This window comes from Paenibacillus sp. 8b26 (assembly GCF_050626875.1).
Taxonomy (GTDB): domain Bacteria; phylum Bacillota; class Bacilli; order Paenibacillales; family Paenibacillaceae; genus Paenibacillus.
Map to the genome: position 1 here is coordinate 1,814,533 of NZ_CP192445.1, position 19,992 is coordinate 1,834,524.

Annotated in this window: 20 protein-coding genes; all 20 read right to left on the minus strand. The window is 47.8% G+C overall.

The annotated features are described in order from the left end of the window. Positions 1 to 2: 2 nt before the first annotated feature. Positions 3 to 992, minus strand: a complete 990-nt coding sequence (locus ACQ4MX_RS08160; RefSeq protein ID WP_431090059.1) for a methyltransferase domain-containing protein — start codon at positions 990 to 992, stop codon at positions 3 to 5. 13 nt (positions 993 to 1,005) lie between these two features. Beyond that, complete coding sequence (locus ACQ4MX_RS08165; protein WP_431090060.1) at positions 1,006 to 1,950, minus strand: MsnO8 family LLM class oxidoreductase; 945 nt, start codon at positions 1,948 to 1,950, stop codon at positions 1,006 to 1,008. Between the two features lie 69 nt (positions 1,951 to 2,019). Next, positions 2,020 to 3,435 (minus strand): deoxyguanosinetriphosphate triphosphohydrolase family protein, encoded by a 1,416-nt coding sequence (locus tag ACQ4MX_RS08170; protein WP_431090061.1) that lies wholly within the window; start codon positions 3,433 to 3,435, stop codon positions 2,020 to 2,022. Positions 3,436 to 3,683: 248 nt separating this feature from the next. Beyond that, positions 3,684 to 4,595, minus strand: coding sequence for a nickel transporter permease (gene nikC / locus ACQ4MX_RS08175; RefSeq protein WP_431090062.1), 912 nt, complete (start codon positions 4,593 to 4,595; stop codon positions 3,684 to 3,686). Between the two features lie 35 nt (positions 4,596 to 4,630). Next, positions 4,631 to 5,635: an ABC transporter permease gene (locus tag ACQ4MX_RS08180; RefSeq protein ID WP_283654943.1), complete on the minus strand. Its 1,005-nt coding sequence runs from the start codon at positions 5,633 to 5,635 to the stop codon at positions 4,631 to 4,633. Positions 5,636 to 5,673: 38 nt separating this feature from the next. Next, positions 5,674 to 7,329 (minus strand): ABC transporter substrate-binding protein, encoded by a 1,656-nt coding sequence (locus ACQ4MX_RS08185; protein ID WP_431090063.1) that lies wholly within the window; start codon positions 7,327 to 7,329, stop codon positions 5,674 to 5,676. 765 nt (positions 7,330 to 8,094) lie between these two features. Further along, positions 8,095 to 9,060 (minus strand): glycoside hydrolase family 25 protein, encoded by a 966-nt coding sequence (locus ACQ4MX_RS08190; RefSeq protein WP_431090064.1) that lies wholly within the window; start codon positions 9,058 to 9,060, stop codon positions 8,095 to 8,097. Between the two features lie 133 nt (positions 9,061 to 9,193). Beyond that, positions 9,194 to 9,640, minus strand: a complete 447-nt coding sequence (locus tag ACQ4MX_RS08195; protein ID WP_431090065.1) for a phage holin family protein — start codon at positions 9,638 to 9,640, stop codon at positions 9,194 to 9,196. A 277-nt stretch (positions 9,641 to 9,917) separates the two neighbouring features. After that, positions 9,918 to 11,462, minus strand: coding sequence for a pyocin knob domain-containing protein (locus tag ACQ4MX_RS08200; RefSeq protein WP_431090066.1), 1,545 nt, complete (start codon positions 11,460 to 11,462; stop codon positions 9,918 to 9,920). Then, on the minus strand, positions 11,463 to 12,017 hold the full coding sequence (locus ACQ4MX_RS08205) for a YmfQ family protein (protein ID WP_431090067.1): 555 nt from the start codon (positions 12,015 to 12,017) through the stop codon (positions 11,463 to 11,465). It lies immediately after the preceding gene. A gap of 61 nt (positions 12,018 to 12,078) precedes the next feature. Then, entirely contained in the window at positions 12,079 to 12,207 is a 129-nt protein-coding gene (locus tag ACQ4MX_RS08210) for a hypothetical protein (protein WP_431090068.1), read from the minus strand. Between the two features lie 44 nt (positions 12,208 to 12,251). Then, positions 12,252 to 12,518 carry a hypothetical protein gene (locus tag ACQ4MX_RS08215; protein ID WP_431090069.1) on the minus strand — a complete coding sequence of 89 codons (267 nt, stop codon included), beginning with the start codon at positions 12,516 to 12,518 and terminating at the stop codon, positions 12,252 to 12,254. A 60-nt stretch (positions 12,519 to 12,578) separates the two neighbouring features. Next, the gene (locus tag ACQ4MX_RS08220) at positions 12,579 to 13,190 is read right to left on the minus strand and encodes a hypothetical protein (protein ID WP_431090070.1); all 612 of its coding nucleotides are present in this window, start codon (positions 13,188 to 13,190) and stop codon (positions 12,579 to 12,581) included. 13 nt (positions 13,191 to 13,203) lie between these two features. Further along, complete coding sequence (locus ACQ4MX_RS08225) at positions 13,204 to 15,738, minus strand: hypothetical protein (protein WP_431090071.1); 2,535 nt, start codon at positions 15,736 to 15,738, stop codon at positions 13,204 to 13,206. A 1-nt stretch (position 15,739) separates the two neighbouring features. Further along, the gene (locus ACQ4MX_RS08230; RefSeq protein WP_431090072.1) at positions 15,740 to 16,336 is read right to left on the minus strand and encodes a YmfQ family protein; all 597 of its coding nucleotides are present in this window, start codon (positions 16,334 to 16,336) and stop codon (positions 15,740 to 15,742) included. A gap of 13 nt (positions 16,337 to 16,349) precedes the next feature. Then, the gene (locus ACQ4MX_RS08235) at positions 16,350 to 17,501 is read right to left on the minus strand and encodes a baseplate J/gp47 family protein (RefSeq protein WP_431090073.1); all 1,152 of its coding nucleotides are present in this window, start codon (positions 17,499 to 17,501) and stop codon (positions 16,350 to 16,352) included. After that, positions 17,501 to 17,959 carry a DUF2634 domain-containing protein gene (locus ACQ4MX_RS08240; protein ID WP_044645249.1) on the minus strand — a complete coding sequence of 153 codons (459 nt, stop codon included), beginning with the start codon at positions 17,957 to 17,959 and terminating at the stop codon, positions 17,501 to 17,503. The genes ACQ4MX_RS08235 and ACQ4MX_RS08240 overlap by 1 nt, the downstream gene beginning before the upstream one ends. Continuing rightward, on the minus strand, positions 17,952 to 18,359 hold the full coding sequence (locus tag ACQ4MX_RS08245; protein ID WP_431090074.1) for a hypothetical protein: 408 nt from the start codon (positions 18,357 to 18,359) through the stop codon (positions 17,952 to 17,954). The genes ACQ4MX_RS08240 and ACQ4MX_RS08245 overlap by 8 nt, the downstream gene beginning before the upstream one ends. Further along, positions 18,352 to 19,329: an XkdQ/YqbQ family protein gene (locus ACQ4MX_RS08250; RefSeq protein ID WP_431090075.1), complete on the minus strand. Its 978-nt coding sequence runs from the start codon at positions 19,327 to 19,329 to the stop codon at positions 18,352 to 18,354. The genes ACQ4MX_RS08245 and ACQ4MX_RS08250 overlap by 8 nt, the downstream gene beginning before the upstream one ends. Continuing rightward, a complete protein-coding gene (locus ACQ4MX_RS08255; RefSeq protein WP_431090076.1) occupies positions 19,326 to 19,967 on the minus strand; it encodes a LysM peptidoglycan-binding domain-containing protein in 642 nt (213 codons plus the stop codon). Before ACQ4MX_RS08255 ends, ACQ4MX_RS08250 begins: the two co-directional genes overlap by 4 nt. Positions 19,968 to 19,992 lie beyond the last annotated feature (25 nt).

The window sequence follows — 19,992 nt, forward strand, 5'->3', positions numbered from 1 at the left end:
ATCTATTCACAGATCCATATTTCCCGGCTCATACCTGTCTTGTGTATGCGGCATTGCTCCGTGAGGGTCCAGCCTGACTCGGACAGCAATGCTGCCATCGGCTCCGTGCTTACGACTACCGCTCGTGCGGCCAAGCGTCTCAGACTGCGCAGCATCTGCTTTTGTTCATCAGCAGGGAGCACGGAGCACAGGTTATAGGGCATATCCAATATGGCCGCATCATAGGTCCCCTCCAGCAGATTCATATCTCCCAGTTTCACCCGATCCTCTTCATATCCAAAATGACGCAAATTCACGCGTGCCCCGCGTACCGCCAGCGGATTAATATCACAACCGCGAATATCTTTTCCCATGCTCAGTGCTTCAATCATTACATTACCCATGCCACAGCACGGGTCCAGCAACTTCAATCGGCCCGCATCTATATCCTGTGCTGCTATGTCACGCACTGCTAAATTCACAAGCGCTTTGGCTACCAGCACTGGTAGTCCGGTGGAGTAGTTTTGCGGCTTATGACGGCGCTCCAGCCATGATCTGTCGCTATACATGCACTTGCCGAGCAGCCACCGTTCTCCTACCCGTACGACACCCAGGGTGACATCCGGTTCCTTCATTTGCGCTTGCCCCTGAATACGTGCGCCAATGCGTCTTTCTATACCGCGACGCTCGTCATAGTCGGCCACGTTGTCGCCTTCCTTAAGGCACAGGACCTTGAAGGTCTTCCCTTCTTCAAGGTGAATTGCGGAAGCTACTTCGCATAGCTCATCCAACGTACCCGCATCTGCGGTCACATCCAGCCGAAGATGGATGAACGGGCTGGTGCCCGGCTCCAACCGCCGATGGGACAGCAGCATGGAATCATGCGCAGGCGGCTGGCCGAACAAGCTTTTCAACTCCAAAAGACACAGCTCTCGCTCGGTTTCATGACACGCGTAAGTATATATGTATCTTTGCATATTCATAGCAGAGCTATTGATTTCATGTCGGTTCATGTCAGATCTCTTTTCATTTAGAATCATAGCTAGAATTTATGGCCTCTGCTATAAGACGGTAGGATTGAAGCCGCTGCTCATAATCGGGAATGGGTGTGACCAACAAAAATTCATCATTATCGTACTCAACCTGCAAGCTGTGCAACCGTTCGGCAACATCCGATGCTGTTCCCACCAGCCAATTAGCCCGCATCGCCGGGTCACCCATCGTAATCTGTGCAGCCCACCGCTGCGCCTGTTCATTCGTTGAGGCACATATGGCTCCTACAGCAACCATCGTACGGGGCTTGTCCATTCGCTTGGACGGCTGAAAGCCGGAACGGTACATGCTCAGCATATCTCTCGTATCCTGCTCACTCATAAATTGACCGAACACATAGCCAGTTGAATACCGGGCGGCGTATTCGGCACTTTTACGATTTGTACCCAGCATCCACAGCGCAGGTGGCTGTTCAGGCATCGGGCGGGCAAACACGGGCACCTGCTCATACTCGTAGGTACCTTCCAGCAAAGCCAGCAGCGCTTCCATCCTCTGTGGCAGTTCAGCCACATGCTGGAGAAAGTTGCCGCTCAGCGCCATCGACGCATGTGGTCCTCCACCGGGTGCTCTCCCGAGCCCCAGCTCGACTCTGCCCGGATATAGAGCCGCCAGCAGATGAAACCATTCTGCGACCTTGACCGGACTATAATGCGGAAGCAAAATAGCCCCTGCCCCCAGCTTGATTTTCCGGGTCACTGCCCCGATGTGAGCCAGCAGCACTTCCGGGCTGGAGGAAGCTAGCCCCTCCATATCATGATGCTCCGAGGTCCAGTAGCGCGTATAGCCCCATGCTTCCGCACGTCTCGCCAGCTCTCCTGCCCATTGAACGGCCTGCTCCGGTCGGTTTCCGGGCAATAACGGCACCATATCCAGTACCCCCAAATTCAGTGATTGGGCAGGTATAGACTGAGAACCCATAGATATTCCCCCCTTCTTTTCCATAGTTAAAAACCAGTTTCTTCTACTATATAGGGCCAACATAAAGTGTTAGTCCAGATCGTAAATGGAACCCACCTTCAAACCATACAGCTCATTATATATTTTCTCGGCAAAAGCATCAGTCATCCCTGCAATATAATCAATGACCATATGCTCCCAAGTCCAAATCGGTTTTGCCTTGGCCTGATCACGTTCAAAGCGCTGAAGCCAATCACTCGGAATAATGGACTTGGATGTCTCTGGATCGAGAAAAGCCAGCCACAGACGTCTGAGCATCCATTCACTCCGTTTTTGCAGCCGCTGCACGCGCAGATCACGGATCATCGTGACCCAGGCAAAGCTTTTCAGCACACTCACAGTACGAAGCATATCGAGATCCTCGCTTCCATCCCGCACAAAAGTAACCTTTTTCCAATTGCCCGCTTCAATTACACCCAAGCTGCTTACGAATAAACTGACCCAGTACGCTTTCACCTCACGCCGGGTGCGGGAATAATCGTGTTCACACATCGGCATCTTTCCATTCCATACCTTCAAAAATTCGCTAAGCACAGCCGCCACCTTCTGTTCGATCTGAGCCAGTTGCCAGCCTTGCCAGAAGCTATCCTCCAACGTGGTGATTTTTTCTGTAATCAGACGGATCAAATACGGATCATATAAAAAATGCTCGTGCACCTCAATTTTCCCTGCCTTAATACCGTCCTCCAGATCATGCGCGGAATACGCAATATCGTCGCACAGGTCCATAAGCTGAGCCTCCAGCGTCTTTTGACCATCAGGAATTCCCCAATCCTCGCGGATGGAACGAATGTATTCCCACTCATGCAGATACATCCCTTTTTTGTTCAAAATCCCCGGATACGGATACTTGTTGATCCCCAGTAAAACAGCGTCCGACAAGTTCAGACCATCCACGTTCTCACGCTTCTCCAAAAACATAATCAGTCGAAAATTGTGTGCGTTCCCCTCAAAATGCTCGTAGATTCGCCGCTCACGTGCATATGCCTCCAGTCCCTGCTTGGAATCAGGCGTGAAACCTCCGGCGGCCGCTATCTTTTCCACCTTCGTCTCGATCAACTGATCCAAAATGCCGTCCAGTACCTCTTCGCCCTTGTGCCCGAACGGTGGATGACCAAAATCATGCGCAATGGACGCACATTCCACCACCTCGGGGTCAATAATCAGCCCGGCGTTATCCGCCTGCTCCAGCTCCACCTCGGGATGCCGCCGTAGCAAGCTGCGTGCCGCTTCGCGTGCAATCTGTGCTACCTCCAGCGAATGCGTCAGCCGTGTGCGATAATAATCGCCCGTGCCTGCGCCAAATACCTGTGATTTGCCTTGCAGCCGACGAAAGGTCGGTGAATGGATCAATCGGGAGTAATCCCGTTCATATGCTGCCCGTGAAGCGTCGCTTCGTGTCTGTTCCGGAAACTGCCGATGCTCTCTCTTGTTTTGCCATGTCATAAATCCCACTCCCAACGTACTCAATTGGAGTGATTATACATTTTTTTCACGTCTCAGGAAAGCTGACATGACTTGCATCAAGAAGATTGTATGTCACAGTTGAATGAATCGAAGTTCATTACACGAAAAATATCATATGAAAAAGGTGTTCCTCCAGCCATTAGGATTCAGGCCGGGGAACACCTTTTTTTTATTAATATTAGAATTATATAAGCTAAACTTGAAAAATGTACATAGAAAACGAAGCCCTAACGCTTCGCCCTCGGGTCCAGCACATCCCGCAAGCCGTCACCCATCAGGTTAAAGCCCAATACAGTCAGCATAATGGATATACCCGGAAAAATAACAGTCCATGGTGCGTTCTGGATGTATTGGCGTGAATCCGACAGCATTTTCCCCCACTCCGGTTGAGGAGGTTGTGCGCCCAAGCCGAGAAATCCAAGCGCCGCCGCTTCAATGATCGCCGTTCCAATTCCCAGCGTGCCCTGTACGATGATCGGTGTCAGGCTGTTCGGCAAAATATATCGGAGTATAATTCGAACATTATTCGCCCCAAGCGCTCTGGCAGAAGTGATGTATTCCTCGGTTTTGACACTGAGCACTTTGGAGCGCACCAACCGTCCGTACGTTGGTACATTGACGATCGCAATGGCATACAGTGCATTTTCCAGGGAAGGCCCTAAAATAGCAACGATAGCAATCGCCAGCAGAATCCCCGGAAATGCCAGTAAAATGTCGAACAGCCGCGAGATGATCATGTCTGCCCATTTTCCATAAAATCCCGCAATTAAACCCAAGGCCGTTCCTACGATCATCGAACCAATGACGGACAGAAAACCGACCCACAACGAAATTCTGGCTCCATACAGCGTACGGGTCAGCAAATCCCGGCCGAGATCGTCCGTCCCGAACCAATGCTCTGCGGAAGGAGGCTGCAAGCGACCCACCAAATTCTGCGCTTTATAGTCAAACGGAGCAATCCACGGCGCGATCAAAGCAATGATGACAAAGAAGATAATAATGCTGAGGCCGACGAGCGCCATTTTATTGTGTTGGAAAGCCCTCCACGCCTCTTTCCAAGGGCCAGAAACGACAGGCACATGAACCAGCGTATGGCGTGTCGTCGGTATATTGTTGGGTTCCATCGAAAATTGTGACATCGGACAAGCTCCCCCTTGACCCATTGACGACTTGATTACTGATAACGGATACGTCGGTCCAGAACCGCGTACAGCAAATCGACAATCAGATTAATGATAACGAACAGGAACGCAATGATCAGAATCCCGCTTTGAATGACAGGATAGTCACGCGAGCTGATCGCTTCAAAAATGTACCGTCCGATGCCGGGCCATGCAAAAATGGTCTCTGTCAGCACCGCGCCGCCCAGTAGCGAGCCCGTCTGAAGACCGATAACGGTAAGCACGGGGATGGCGGCATTTTTAAGTGCATGCTTGTACACGACTTGAAAAGATGCCAGTCCCTTCGCTCGGGCTGTACGGATATAATCCGAATCCATAACCTCCAGCATGCTGGAACGGGTAATACGGGCAATAACCGCCATCGGAATGGTTCCCAGTGCAATGCTGGGCAAAATTAAATGCTTGATGACCGTCCATACCTGCTCCATACGTCCACCAATCATCGCATCAATAACCGCCAAATGTGTCACCGCCTCCACCGGATCACGGGAATTCATGCGTCCGATAGAAGGAAGCCAATGCAGCTTATTGGCAAAAATCCACTGCTCCATCAGACCCAGCCAGAAAATGGGCATCGACACCCCGACAAGGGCAATGACCATGCTGACATAGTCAAACCAGGAATTCCGCTTCCAGGCGCTCACGATACCCGCATTCATTCCAACAACAACGGCAAAAAACATACTCGCCACCGTCAACTCCAGCGTAGCCGCCAAGTAAGGCAGCATTTCCCGGGCAATCGGCTGTCTGGTGCGGATCGAATCGCCCAAATCGCCATGTGCCAGCTCGCCCAGGTAGGTTCCATATTGCTGCAACCACGGCTTGTCTAGCCCCAACTGCTCACGTAATGCCTGTTTGGACTGCTCTGTGGCCTTGTCTCCCAGTATCGTTTCCGCCGGATCCCCCGGAATGGCATGAATAATCGAAAAAACGATAAGCGTCATCCCCAGTAATACCGGAATCAAAACGGCCAGTCTTTTTACAATATATGAGTTCATACCAGAATCACCGCCTGCTTGCGTATGTGCTATTTGGACTATTCAAAATAAACGCTACTATACGATTCAATACCTGCTGGAGAAGGCACGAAACCCTTGAGATTCACTTTGCCCGCCATCAGCGGTGTGCTGTGAACCAGTGGAATCCACGGCGCATCCTGTTTAATAATCACTTGTGCTTGTTTGTACATTTCCGCACGCTTGTCCTGATCGACCTCAACCTGAGCTTTCACCAATATTTTATGCAGCTCCTCATTGACATAAAAACTACGGTTATTGCCCGGAATTGTATCCTTGTCCAGCAGGGTGTACAGGAAGTTGTCCGGATCGCCATTATCTCCGTTCCATCCCAGCATATACAAATCATCTTTCTGTCCCGCCTTAACATCATCCAGATAGGTGGCCCATTCCGGCGATTGGATGTTCACTTTCACACCTATTTTTTCAAAATCAGCTTGAATGGCCTCCGCTACCTTTTTACCGTCAGGCATATACGGACGAGATACAGGCATCGCGTAAAAGGTTAACGGCTCGGTAAGCCCATTAGGGTAGCCCGCTTCTGCCAGCAAGGATTTGGCCTTATCCAGATCGTAGGCATAATCCTGAATGCTGTCGTTATATCCCCATAACGTAGGTGGCATCGGATTGACCGCAGGCTTGGCTTGTCCCGCAAACAATGCATCAATAATGGCCTGCTTGTTCACCGCATGGTTAAGCGCCTGACGCACCTTGGGATTATTGAATATCTTTTTCTTCAAATTAAATCCGATATACGCCACATTAAAGGATGGGCGTTCAATTTTTTGCAGCTCATTGTTGCCTTCCAGTTGCTTCGCATCGTCCGGGTTCAGATCCTCCATCAGATCAATTTCTCCGTTTTGCAGAGCATTAAATCGCGCGGTATTATCGGGAATAGAACGAACAATGATCTTGGCCAGCTTCGGCTGTCCCTCTTTCCAATAGTTTGGATTTTTCTCCAGCGTGATACTATCGTTCCGTTTCCATTCCTTAAATACAAAGGGTCCCGTACCGACCGGATTGCTCTTGAAATCAGCCTTTTTTTCCTGAATAGCCTTGGGGCTGGCGATACTAAAGGATGGCATAGCGATATTTTGTAAAAAAGGCGCCTGCGGCTTGGTCAGTGTAAACTGAACAGTGTTCGCATCTACCGCTTTGACCTCCTTAATCACCCTGCTGCCTTCAGGACCAAACATGGAATCATAATAATCATACGAGTCCCCTTCAAATTTGTATGGACTTTTCGGATCAGACCAGCGGTTAAAGTTAAATACAACGGCTTCTGCATTAAAGTCGCTTCCATCATGGAATTTTACACCTTGACGTAGCTTGAACGTATAAATCAGTCCGTCCGGTGATACTTCCCAGCTCTCTGCAAGCCCCGGCTGAATCTCCGTGGTGCTCTCCTTGTATTCCAGCAGGGTGTCGAACACTTGCATCCCGATTTTTAGCGATTCACTTTCGGTCACAATCGCAGGGTCCAGCGCCACAGAATCTCCACCGCGTCCATAAATCAGCGTATCCTGTACGCCCTCGCCCGCTCCGCCCGGCGTTTTTCCCGTCTCTGGTTTTGCGCCTTCATTGGAACCTCCACAGCCCGAAAGTGCCAGAACAGCACCTAACGCAAGTACCAGCAGGATGGTCCAAGCTTTGTTTTTTGCGTACTTTTTGCTCATGCAGCAAACCCCTTTCACACCTCGTATATTGTTAGTTCGTTGATACCGGATGAATGTCCAGATAACCTCTATGATCTAATGGACACAGCGTCCACATTAAATCTCATGACACACAGATACGTAAGCTTATACAGCAAATATCTACCACATATCGTAAGGTATAAGCGAGTAATTGCGGTGAATGGCTAAAAAGAATAACCCCTTTATATTCAGCAGAAAAAACTGCTTCCGGGTCGCATGTGCATTATTTCGAGTAAGTCTAACGGAATCAAGTTCATTTTCATCCTATTACCGAGTGATATCATTTTCTCTGATGGAAGTTATTTCATAAGTAGGAGGTGTGAAAGGTAGTTTTATATGTAGAAGTAGATATCAACACCTGTGGTTCAATTCAATCGGCCTCCGTGATGTATGCCTAAAGTTTCGTACCCGATGCGAAGGTCTGTGAGGTTATGAGTAAGATTGCTGTCTCCAAGCATTCAGCTTTTGTTGAATCATAGTGAAAAATGTCATATATACTCACAATATATACAAGTGATTACATGAATGGAGAGTGATTACTGGTTACTTTACTATAAAATGAGATGGTAGACAAGAGCGTTTTCATAGATTTTTTTAAATTTTCCAACGTTTCTGGAGAGCAATGTTAGTTAATATAACAGGGAAATATCTACAAATATATGAAGAAGAACGCGGCTCTACCATCTGCTCGCGTCCCCTTTGCAAGATCCAATTTCCCCACTTGGCTCCTGTTTGTTCAGTAGTTTACGACGATTTCTTAAACACACCCAGACGGTTCAAGACGACAAGCAGGCGATAAAAATCATAGCTGCTCGGCAGCTTCGCATCCACAATCGGACTTGCTGGATTAAAGGCAACGGCTGCGGCTACAGCTTCCTTTGCCCAAGCTGGCACTTGCATCGCCTGACGCGCCTCCAGGTCAGCTACTCGCTGATCCACTTTTTTAATATAAGCGGTCTGTTCGTTCAATGTCTGTTTGAGCACATCCTTACTGTTTTCAAGTGCGGCAACCTGCTGCTGCAAGGCTTTAAATGCCGCTTTTTCCTCTGCTGTCATCGGCTCATCCCCCTCTTCTCCTGCAAAAGCTTGGCGCAGCTCTGCCTCTGTTCCTGCGTATACATTCAGGTCAACTGGCCCTTGAATCCCATCAACTCGTCCATTGTCGCTGTGTTGCCAGAAATCCCACAGCTTCCATGCTGTGATATCGTTGGGCACTCGTGTGCTGTAACGCGCGATCCATAGCTTGTAGGCTCCCAGCGGCGCTTTAAAATGGGTCGCAAAAGCGTTTCCCGTATATACCATCGGCTTGCGACCACTTACCCTTTCAAATTCCGTCAAAAACGCCATAGCTACTTCATGGATCGCCGCAGAGCTAAGTCCACCCGGATTGTTCTCATAATCCATGACCGCAGGAAAGTCCAGCGCTTTCGCGCCTCCAACCCGATCCAGCACCTCGGCAAAATGTCTGGCCTCCGCTTTGGCCGCGTCAACGCTGGTTGCATCTACAAAATGGTAAGCTCCCAGCAGTACTCCTGCTGCCTTGGCCTCTTTTGCGTTAGTGATAAATGTCGGATCGACGTAACGCTGCCCCTGACTCGCTTTAATAAAAGCAAACGATTTGCCATCGGCTCGTACACGTTTCCAATCAATATTTCCCTGGTACCGGGACACGTCAATGCCTTCGGCAGCGTTAGGACTGCGATTTTGCATAAGGCGATCCCTCCTTGTCTTTCATAATATTGTATCCGATGATGTTACTGTTATAACTATGCTTGGACCGTTGAAGCGGTCCGGGCTTTTCCACCTCGATGCTGAAATGGGGCAGAGGTGCATTCTGCTCCCCTTATGAAGCTTTATTTCCTTTGTCGGAGGAGTCTTTTTGCTTTATCTTTGCCCCACTCGACTTGCTCTCAAAAATCGCCACCGCATTCCGTAAAATATCCGGCATCGGCACACCCATCCTGCCTACATTTTCAATAATCGACAATAGTTCATTTGCCAAATAAAAGAAAACGACGGCATCCCGGAAATAATGTGCATCCCCGAGAATACCGTCGATCAGATGAGCTACCGTAATCATCAAAAACACCGTGACCTTGCGAAAAATACCGTAATAGCCTTCTCGGCTTTTCAATGATCCATTAATCCAGGCCGCCGCCCAGCCGGTAAAAAAGTCGATAATGACCATCCATAACAACAACGTCAACATCGTCGTCCACCCCCCGAAAAAATAACCGATCAAGGTCCCCGTGGAAAACCCCAGCCAAATCTGATCGACCTTTTCATGCATGCTTGTTCCCCCTTTTGAATCAAGGTGTAAAATGAATGCCCTCGGGTTGTCCAAGGGCACAAAAAGACACGCTCTGTTGTGAGGCGTATCTGTTATAATTATATTTTTGTTTGGTTGCTAATTTTTTAAATTTATGGATAATGAAATGTATGGCCAACATATTGAAAGCTTAATCATTACTATGGATGCCACTAGCTGGCCACTTCATTGATGGGATATTTAAATATACATTTAGAATAAAAAATCCTATTTTAGGATAGTTGGTAATCCTTTAAACCTACATATACAGTAGATTACCTTTTAACGCTGAGCCATAAACCGTTGGAGTTTCTGGATTCCTACTATCAACTGATCCCATAATAGCGCCTGGTAATAAATAAAATTCTTTATTAATATTAAAGTTTCCAGGTACTCCGAAAACCGACACTCTAGGCTCATACCAAACTATAGTGATTTCCCTTGCCCTTGCATCAAATGTCCATGATCTTATTGCTGTTCTAAGTTCATTTTCAGCACCTCCTTTAGCAATTGTTAAGATATCGAATGTAATTCCGTTAGAATCCATCATTCTTATCAATGGGGTTCCCCCATCAAAAGTTCCCGAATTTCTTCGTATAAATTCATATGAGCCTGTCGTATCCGTAGCTGTAAATGAAATCATAGTTGTGTTTGCCGGGAAGGTAAACCATCTCGGACCGTAATACACACTACCTGCTTCTTGCTTTCTATTCGCTATTTCATACGACTGGTTTATACTGGATTTGACTGGGGATATATTTTTTACTGCATCTACAATTTGCCCCCAGTCCATTGCGGTGGATGCACTTCCTCTTTTGGCGTTAATGCTATCCACCACGGACTGCTTCGCATTAGCGCCAGATTGCTTTACCGTTTGTATCGCTTGTTTTAAACTTTCGAAATTACCGTCTGTGTTTTTAAATTGAAAGTCGCCACCTACCAGTCGGGCTGGTACTTGTGAATTTGAGTATAAGTCAATTTGCCCATCAGCAACCCAATCAAAGCCTGTATCGTTATCTCCAATAGGAACTTTCAAGTTAGATGTAGCGCCAAAATTCGTATTTTGAGCAATCCAAACTTGTCCTGTTGTAACCACACGTCCTGCTTGTAAAGTTAACTCTCCTTCCCCTACTTGCTTCGTCCCATTAGATGCGATAATACGTGAGTCAAAATCCACATCATTACCGCTAGTGTGAAAGTCAATATAAGCAGGACCTGCTGTAGTTGCACCCTTACGCATCTCCAAATAGGAGGTATTATTGTACATTATTTCATTCCATAGACCCCATCTATTATCGTAGGAGTAGAAACTACGCGTGAAAAGTCTTTGATTGTTGGGAGGAAACGTGGAGAAAAATTGAATAGCTCCCGCGGCAGGACTAACTTTTAAATAAAAAGCTTCTTTTACGGGGATATTCCCCAATGTGGAAGCATCAGCACTAAATGGACAATAAAACTCCCCTTCTGATTTATAATTGTTCAAATCTACATTTACTGGAATGAGCGAAGCCTTCTTTAGACTACCATTCACAGCATCCATAACAGATTTTATCGCCTTCGACGTAGCAGCTAATTGCTCTGACGAACTATCCGTAGCATTGCTCAACTGCACTACACCTTTATTAGTAGTGGTCGCATCTGGAATTTCCGGGTCCAGATGTGCAACTTCCTCCTTCAATGCCCCAACTGCCCCATCGATTTTATCCCAGTTATCGTTCAACATAGTTTGAATATTAAAAGTCTCATTACCATCCATAACAGGGTCCTTTTTGAGTAGTTTCAAATAGTCTGTATTACTAGCCACTTATTGAACACCTCCTGCAAATTTAGACAATATGGTCTGTTCCATTTCCCTCAAAATCTTCTTCTCATGAATATCTCGAATTAACAAATATCTAAACTCATATTCTACAGACAAATGAGCCGGCTTAATCTCTTCAATTGCTGCTTTAAGATCCTCTAGGTTTGGAGGAATACCAATAGTATCTATAAATTTGACCGTGAATCCCCATTCAGTGTGTTGAAAGGTAACATTCACGGTGCCACCGTCATACGCCTCAGCTACATTTTTAACAAGTCGACCCGAAAATTTGCCGCTCCCACGGAGCTTCGATTCTACGACCGAACGTCTCTGCTCCAGCGGCTTTTTCAAATCAGCAGGAATACCAAGTTCATTCTCCCAGCGATCCAGCGCCCATGTAGAAGTGCGAACAAAAAACTGGGCCAATGTCTCATCCAATGCAAAATATAGAGCATCCAATTCACTACCCTTTGCGTCCATATCAGCTTGCATAACACGAGAGATTTCGTAATAAGCAGGCAAATAGGAGAATAGCTCCCGTCCTCGCACACTGCGCATTTGACTTTTGATATCCTTCATTACACTCTGTATATTGTGTTGATTATTGTTCAATCCATCACTATACACCGACGATCACCATCCCTTGCTCCGTCGCCTGACCAAATTGAATCCTTTTATGCTGATTACTCCATTTATTCATTTTCGGCTCGGAACGATCAGTCAGGGTCGGATTCATTCTTTTACACATGCTCGTCCCCCCTTTGGGTTCAGACTGTTTTTTTGTTCTGTTCGCTATACTGTTTTCTTGCGGAAAATAGAGCTATACCATTTAGCCGTTTCTCCCTGCTTATTCGAAACATCCACAGATGACGAATCTTCTACGTTACCCGGTACCAGATCAGAACGTTTGGATAAAATAATCTCCATTACCTTCCCACGCTGTTGTTCATCCAAAACATAGCTTCCAATGATCGTAGCTACGTCGCCCTCTCCCCGATCACAGCGGGTGATGCAGGCATGAGTACAAATACGTAATTGAGCCTCTGTTAAAGCTGCCATGGTTATGATTTCACCTCTTTTATAGAGATTTTTGATACTGTATAGAATAGTCAGTACACGTTATTTTCCTGTGTTACCAAGCATGAGTTGGGTCAGCGTTACTTCCAGATCTGCAATACGCTGCTTCAATTGGTCTGCCTCGCTTGGCTGTTGCTCCGCTTTTTGTGTCAGCTCCTTGATCGCTTCGCCACTTAATCCTTCACCCCAGAATGTCGTTGGGTCTTTTCGTTCTGGAGTTGTAAAATTTGGTGCAGAATATACAGGTTCTTCCCCACGTTCTTTTTCCGGCTTGCTTTGCCATTCATCATGCAGCTTTTGAAATGAAGTTTGGGATTCCTTGCTCCGTTGCTCATGCGCGTTTTGGGCCTCTAGAATCTTTTGGTTAAACTCTGCTTCATAGATCAGCCAGCCTTGGATGTCAAAACGGGGATGGTATAAACCTGGTGGCACTGGAATACCAACGGTATAGCCAACAGGGATGTTTTTTGAATTTGTTTCATCTATGGCACTCGAACTACCGTCAGTAAGCTGGTAGGTGTCTAACTGCTGGTCTGTATCAGATATTGGGAGCGAAGATGGAGCATAAAAAGGGACGACGCCAGAAAAGGCATCGTCCACTAGCTCGTCCTCCAGATAGAGACCATCTGTATTTACTTTAGGTAATGCTTTCATGTGTTGCCCTCCTTTATTGTTCAGCTAAGAAAGATATACCGTCCAGCCATACACCAGCATAATTTATATTCTGTAATAACACATTTCCTACCGCGTCAATGATCAACGTTGAGTTGGTAGATGTGCTACCGTTTCCGTATGAATAGGTTGGTATCTCCGTGCGTTGGTTTGGCCGGAAACCTTCGGGCAATTTAAAAATACGTGTACCTGCTGTGGTAACGCCACCCTGAATTTGTCCTTTGAAACGAACAACACCGTCAGACGAACGAAAATACCCTACAGGTATTGTCTGACCCCACCCATTAAGCAACGTCGGGGAAATCCACGTTGGGCTGTCCTTATCAGCTTTCTTATTCTCCAGAACTGACACCCGCGATGTATTCTGCTGTACGCTATCTACCAAGTCCAGCAGCAGAGATTTTTCGTTAGTTGGGCAGGAACCTGTAAACGGTACGACAGGCGAACGGTCAAGCATCAGGTAGGTGACACTGTACGCCTTATCCGGTAAGAAGGAATATAATTGGTCAATAAAAACTTCTCCGTACCAGTTACCATCAGGTGAGAATACCCTTCCCCAATTGAAAGCCTCAGATTTACCGTTTCCGAATACATTCAAAATTTTGCTCGGTTTTTGCTTTAAAGGGTTGGCACCGTTACGGTTCATTGCCCATCTATTAGTAATACCCTCAGCGTAAGGAATTGGTTTGTTACTCTCCCGAAGCACAATTCCCGTGCCTATTTCAATCTGATTCTCTCCCACAATAAAGGTGAGCTGTCCCTCGCTAACGATAGGCTCCACGATAGGCGTTGCGAGTTGGTATACAAGTTGATAAGGCGTATACCCTGCATAGCTGCTATTCGGGGTCGATGAAGCAGCTACTAGATCACCAACTAGCCTCAACCAAGCCTTTGTACCCGTCCCATTATACTTACCATTAGCGCGTACATTTTCGGGCAAGTATGTATCAGAATCATACATCTTCCAACCCATAAAGTACGCCTTAATCTCGTCTGCTGTCGGTGTGTAGCTGTCTCCCCATCCACTGTCAGAGGTAGCGACAGAAATGTATAAATCTCCTGCGCCTGTAACAGCGTTTGTATCCGTTGTGCTACCAGTCGTACCCTGAGGGATGATTTTACCGTCAAATTTGGTTGCCCATCCACTCGCGGAAACTGCACCAGATACCAAACCGACTACCTTGACCTGCTTGAGTCCAGTGGATGAAGTATCCCCAATCACCCAAGATAACGAGCCCTCCAATACCAACGAACGCCACTTCTTCGACTTGAAATATTGCCCATCACGCTCGAACACCGTATCAGTATTCGCCCCTGTAACTGGATCTGCGTACAGGTCTGTTTGCAATGCTAACATGGCATCCTCACGAGGTTTGAATGATTTGGCTGTGAGTCCGATGTTTAACATAGGATTAGACATAGTTACGACTGTAGATGACGTACCAAGCAATCTGATATTCACCGCCTGACCAGCCGTAAACGTGGCAGTCAACAGACCAGCGCCTACCGCCTCAGCCAATACTTTTGTCTCAGGCTCATCCGTTACCGTAATCCTACCAGTCGCCCCACCGGATTGGACTGAGACAGTGCAATTTTGCCCAGGTACTAAAGGCGATACGGTGTGTACTATTTTGTTATCTACCGTGATGGAAACACTCTTTTCATCCGTCATGGTAGGTGTACCCTGTTTGGCTGACCACCCGTAGAAACTTGGTAATAAATTTTCCCCGTAACGAATTGCGTATGGATTACGCACAGGCATTACACTATCTACATAAGGATATTTTGAGGCTATTTGTTCTAGCGTCATACTGGCAAGTGCTGCGTATTCAGTATCAGAAATCTCATATAATCTGAGGGCGTCTGCATAGCCAACCTGACCGGCTGTTGTAACAGTTAGTCGTGCCATCGCTTGGGTGTTATTAACATCTGAAGAGGGCGAGAATGCTACATAAGTGAACTCCCACTTGTTCTTGGAAGTAACCAACGGACTTGAGAAGCTAGTTCCCTGAATAACGATGCGCATGTTACTACCAGATTCGTTGTACAAATTTCCTAGAGCAATATACTTTTTGCCTGCTTTTATTGTCGTTGTTATATTACCAAAACCGTCAGCAATAGCATTGGCAAGTTCCGATGTTATTTTTAAAGAACCGCCTCCTACTATGCTTTTTGTAACATCAATATTCAACGCAGACTGAAAGCGTCCAAACCTCGAAAGGGTTTTCGATGCTCCCCAATCCCCACCTGCCAAATTCACCAACGTACGCCCGCTAAGTCCCGTCAGCGAAAACGGCGCGGCCTTTTCCGCATGAACAATTTGCACCCCAGGTGACAGCGTAACCTCCCTACGCTCCGTTGTATCCAACCGCTTCTTAATCGCATCCACACCATCATTCACATCACCTGCAAAATTATCTACAGCGCGCCAGTTTTGATCCAAATACTTCTCCAGATCAAAATACGTTGTTTTGGGCGATGTACGATCAATTTGATTTAAGCCTAGATTTGGTGTTTTTTCACTTGCCATGTTATGCGCCACCTCCTAAATATCTATCCTGTGTTGTATGTTCATTTTCATAGATGGTCATAGACTCGACTTCAGCAATGGTCAGGTAGCGTAGTTTATATTCAACCGCTAAATGAGCCGGCTTGATCTCCTCGATGGCTGCTTTAAGATCCTCCACATTGGGCGGAATGCCGATGGTATCTATAAATTTGACCGTGAATCCCCATTCGGCGGGATGAAAGGTAACATCTACCGTACCGCCGTCATATGCTTCAGCTACATTTTTGACAAGTCGGCCTGAAAAAGTCCCTGCTCCCCGCAGCTTCGATTCCACTACCGAACGCCGCTGATCCAGCGGTTTACTGAGATCGGTTGCGATCCCTAGCTCCATTTCCCAGCGTTCCAATCCCCAGGTAGCGGTACGGACGAAAAACTGAGCCACCGTCGCATCCATCGCCAGATACAAGGAATCCAGTTCACTGCCCTTTGCATCCATATCGGAGCGCATCACACGGGAAATTTCATAGTAGGCGGGTAAATAGGAAAACAGCTCGCGTCCCCGCAAGCTGCTCATTTGCCCCTCTTCACCCATAGCTAGACGATTCGTTTGATTGTTCATGTTCGTACCATCATTACTCACTGACGCTCACCGTCCCCAGCACCGCCACCTGACCTGATCCAATCTCAATATTCTGATTGCTCTGTCCATTAATTTTCAGCTCAGAGAAATCAATAATAATCGGAATGTCCAGCAAAACAGCAGCAATCCGGGTATACCGTACCAACGGGTCTTCCTTGTAAAAAGCAAGCTGCTTCAAATAAGTCCGCACACCGCTTTCGATCAGCTTTTTGATTTCATCCAGGGTGGACGGCTTCTCTTTGGTACGCTGAACCTTGACCGAGATGTTAATTTCCACCTCTGTCGCAGGCATAATTGTCACTACAGGACCCGCTGGTGCCAGCCCTTCACCTTGCCCATCCTGAGTCGGATCGATATACTTCTGCACAGCAGCGACGATATCCGGACTGGCAGCACGTTTATCCGTGTCCAGCACATATAAAGCCACCGTACCCGGCCCTTTCCACAGCGGAACAACCTCCACACCGCCTACTCCTGCAATTTCATTTGCCCATTGGGTATATTGAGCCTTGTTGCCGCTCGTCCCCTGGTTCCGCACCTTGGCATAAAAACGCTCCAGCAACAGCTGGTCGCTCTCAATGTCCGTGCCGCTTTTCGTTTCCTCAGTATTGATAACGGAGGAAACACCATTGACCGGGCTCGCCATCACCTGAATGACGCCCGCAGGTACGTTACCGCTGCGACCGGGATTGACCGCCCGAATCGCCGCTTCTCCTTTACCCTGCTCATCCAGCGTGACCGCTGCCGTGGTCGCATACTCAATGGAGGCTTCCCCCGATACATCATCTGCCGGGGTCGCCACCAACGTTCCCACTGGAACGGTCGTTCCCGCTGTGCCCGTGAATGTGACCATACCTGAGGCAGCAACTGCTTCCCGCCGTGTCACTCCATGCTCTGCTGTTCGCAGATCCAGCTCAGGCGAGCGAAAATCCGGGTTATCGCTAGCCGCCGTACTGGCAAAGCCCCGGCGCAGCAGCTCCTGTGCCCAGATTGCCGCTTCGGAGAGCATAAAAGCCACCGGCGCCTGCGCATCCCAAATAAAAGAACCCTCGGACTTATCAATGTCCGAAGGCACTTTTTCCAGCATACGACTCAAAATTTCCTCTTCCGTCTGGTCTACCAAATACTCCGGCAAGTCTGCCATTAGATCACCACACTTTCTACAATTTCCGTTTCATCCCGCACATTCGTAATCTGGCAGCTAAAATGGCACGCCTCGCCTTCCCAGCTAAACGTAAACTGATCCACACTAGCCGTGCGAGCATCTGCCAGCAACGCTTCGGTGACCATGCGCTTGATTTCACTTTCCTGAACACCATGCCCATAGCTGCTGCCGATCAGTTCCTCCAGCTCGCTACCATAGTCGGGAGAATAGATGACGTGACGGTAGCGGGGGGTACGAATTGCTTTTTCACACCACTGTACCCAGGCTTCTTTTTCGCCTGTAGTCACGATTTTACGGCTGGGGCTCATAACAAATTCTCCGGCTTCAAAATCAAACCGCCAGCTTCGTCCAAATACCGCCCGATTATCCTCCAGAACATCCGGGTCCGTAATATCCGTCCAGAGCATATCATCCGTTTCGGGAAATAAATTAGCCACGTCCACTCACCACCTTGCACACCACAACCACATCGTTGCCGCTATTCACCCGAACCGCAAGTACGCGATCTCCGGGCTTAAGTCCTTCGTTCAGGCTCAGATTCACATCCTCCAGCTCGTCCTCCCCGATATAAAAGGAAGTTTTCAGCTCTTTGCCCTCCCAATTCTCCGACTCCACTGCGGTTGAGGTACCTTTATACATATGACGCGGTACAGACAGCAATCCCGGCAGCTCGGCAACCAAATAATCCTGAAGCTCATGTTTAAAATCGTCCAGCTTGAGTCCCGTGGAAGTAATCGTGCCTAGTACCGCGCCCACTCCGCTCAGCGCTTGCTTGGTATGCTTTTGAAAAGAGGATTGCAGTGCAGTAGCCAAATGCCCGTAGGGGTCCTTATTCAAGATAAAACCTCCTTTTTACATCGTCATACGTGCCCAGCTCCAGCGACATACTGCCGGGGTTCCCTAATTCCCTGCTCACTGAAATCACCAGCAGCTTCATGGAACCCAGCATCACCGCGTCTCCTGCACGAATCGTGTTCATATCCGGTGCATTTAGCGATATCGTTTGTTGTATGCCTCTCAGCTTACTTTTGGCCAACTCACGTGCGGCTGCACCCGATTTTACCTCGTCATCCTGCACGATCACCTGAAGCGTTCCATATTTGGCAATGTCCTTTTCCTCCAGCGCCATCACCTTGGACGGAACCTCGTTGCCCGTTTCACTGGCCGCCGTAGCCAGCACCTTCACCCTCGTGGCCGCGCCTTCGAGCGTACGGGATTGTGTCGTATCGGTCACTCTCTCCAAAACATACACATCTTTATTCGTTCCCAGCTCGTATAGCTCCAAACCGGAGGTAATCATCCGTGGATGATACAGCTTGCCGCCCGCCTTTGCCGTTTCACGCAGATCGCCCAGCATCATGGAATAGATGGACTGTGTCCGGTATACGGCACGCCCCAGCAACTTTTTCGTGTCTGGCAATGAAGCAATTTTCAGCTTCCAGTCCCTGGCATATTTCTGAAAACGCTGAGTAGCCGTCTGCTTTGCAGGGAGCAAATATTCATCCTCGGACTTGTCCAAATACACCGTGCGATCATACAATGTCAGCGTCATACGCTTGAGTCCACTGTTGGAGGTTTCCACTTCCCAAATTACCGCTGGAGACAGCAAGGGGACATAGTCTTTTTTTCCATATGGAATGCCACTAACCCGAATCGACATCCCTGGAGAAATGGGCGGCATATCCGGCGTAACGACCAAATTCACCGTGCCCTGATAAGCGATTTGCTCCAGCGAATCCCTCAAATTAATGTTCTCCACCAGCTGCGACAAATCATATTTATCCTGTAAAATAACTTTATAGCTCATGACAGCACCAGCTTTTGCCCCGGTTTAATCGCATTCGGATTTTGGCCAATGACCTTTTTGTTAAGCTGATAAATACGACTCCATTGTGAGCTGTCCCCCAGCTCCAGCTTGGCAATTTTGGACAAGGAATCTCCCGATTTCACCGTATAGGTTTTTTTCTTTTCTTTCATATCCGTGCGGGGCTTTTTGTTGACCGTAGCAGACTTCGTTCCACTGCCGGCTTTTTTGGATACCTTCATTTCACTCCAGGTCCGCAGCGAAAGATCAAAATTCACGTCCCCATAATCGCCGCCCCGAAAGGTGGAGTTATGAGACGCTACAATTACGGGTACATTTACAGCCGTCTCTGAAATAATGAAGCGTAATGGCTTTTGGGACAGCAAAAAACCATTCAACGTGTTCATGGCCTCCTGCGGATCAGGTACATCTTTATATTTGCAATACGATTCATCGTACTCCTTGGGAAAAAAAGAAGAGAAGGAGATTTCCTTCACCTTCTCCCCTTGCGGAAAATCAAACTCCCCATAGGATAAAATCGTCGTCGTATCAAATCCCTTTTGCCGTGAGATCGTCACTTCCTCGGGATTCACCGGAAATAAAAACTTAAATCCCTTGCCATCCGTTAAACTAAATTCCATCTCTTTCCTCCTTCCCCGTTACTCC

Excerpts from the sequence above, each read along its gene's own strand:
- ACQ4MX_RS08190 (WP_431090064.1), bottom strand. The coding sequence starts at position 9,060 with ATGCAAAATCGCAGTCCTAACGCTGCCGAAGGCATTGACGTGTCCCGG.
- ACQ4MX_RS08180 (WP_283654943.1), bottom strand. The coding sequence starts at position 5,635 with ATGAACTCATATATTGTAAAAAGACTGGCCGTTTTGATTCCGGTATTA.
- ACQ4MX_RS08250 (WP_431090075.1), bottom strand. The coding sequence starts at position 19,329 with ATGAGCTATAAAGTTATTTTACAGGATAAATATGATTTGTCGCAGCTG.
- nikC (WP_431090062.1), bottom strand. The coding sequence starts at position 4,595 with ATGTCACAATTTTCGATGGAACCCAACAATATACCGACGACACGCCAT.
- ACQ4MX_RS08215 (WP_431090069.1), bottom strand. The coding sequence starts at position 12,518 with ATGGCAGCTTTAACAGAGGCTCAATTACGTATTTGTACTCATGCCTGC.
- ACQ4MX_RS08185 (WP_431090063.1), bottom strand. The coding sequence starts at position 7,329 with ATGAGCAAAAAGTACGCAAAAAACAAAGCTTGGACCATCCTGCTGGTA.
- ACQ4MX_RS08210 (WP_431090068.1), bottom strand. The coding sequence starts at position 12,207 with ATGTGTAAAAGAATGAATCCGACCCTGACTGATCGTTCCGAGCCGAAA.
- ACQ4MX_RS08255 (WP_431090076.1), bottom strand. The coding sequence starts at position 19,967 with ATGGAATTTAGTTTAACGGATGGCAAGGGATTTAAGTTTTTATTTCCG.
- ACQ4MX_RS08225 (WP_431090071.1), bottom strand. The coding sequence starts at position 15,738 with ATGGCAAGTGAAAAAACACCAAATCTAGGCTTAAATCAAATTGATCGT.
- ACQ4MX_RS08220 (WP_431090070.1), bottom strand. The coding sequence starts at position 13,190 with ATGAAAGCATTACCTAAAGTAAATACAGATGGTCTCTATCTGGAGGAC.
- ACQ4MX_RS08160 (WP_431090059.1), bottom strand. The coding sequence starts at position 992 with ATGAACCGACATGAAATCAATAGCTCTGCTATGAATATGCAAAGATAC.
- ACQ4MX_RS08205 (WP_431090067.1), bottom strand. The coding sequence starts at position 12,017 with ATGCGCAGTGTGCGAGGACGGGAGCTATTCTCCTATTTGCCTGCTTAT.
- ACQ4MX_RS08195 (WP_431090065.1), bottom strand. The coding sequence starts at position 9,640 with ATGCATGAAAAGGTCGATCAGATTTGGCTGGGGTTTTCCACGGGGACC.
- ACQ4MX_RS08165 (WP_431090060.1), bottom strand. The coding sequence starts at position 1,950 with ATGGGTTCTCAGTCTATACCTGCCCAATCACTGAATTTGGGGGTACTG.
- ACQ4MX_RS08235 (WP_431090073.1), bottom strand. The coding sequence starts at position 17,501 with ATGGCAGACTTGCCGGAGTATTTGGTAGACCAGACGGAAGAGGAAATT.
- ACQ4MX_RS08230 (WP_431090072.1), bottom strand. The coding sequence starts at position 16,336 with ATGAACAATCAAACGAATCGTCTAGCTATGGGTGAAGAGGGGCAAATG.
- ACQ4MX_RS08170 (WP_431090061.1), bottom strand. The coding sequence starts at position 3,435 with ATGACATGGCAAAACAAGAGAGAGCATCGGCAGTTTCCGGAACAGACA.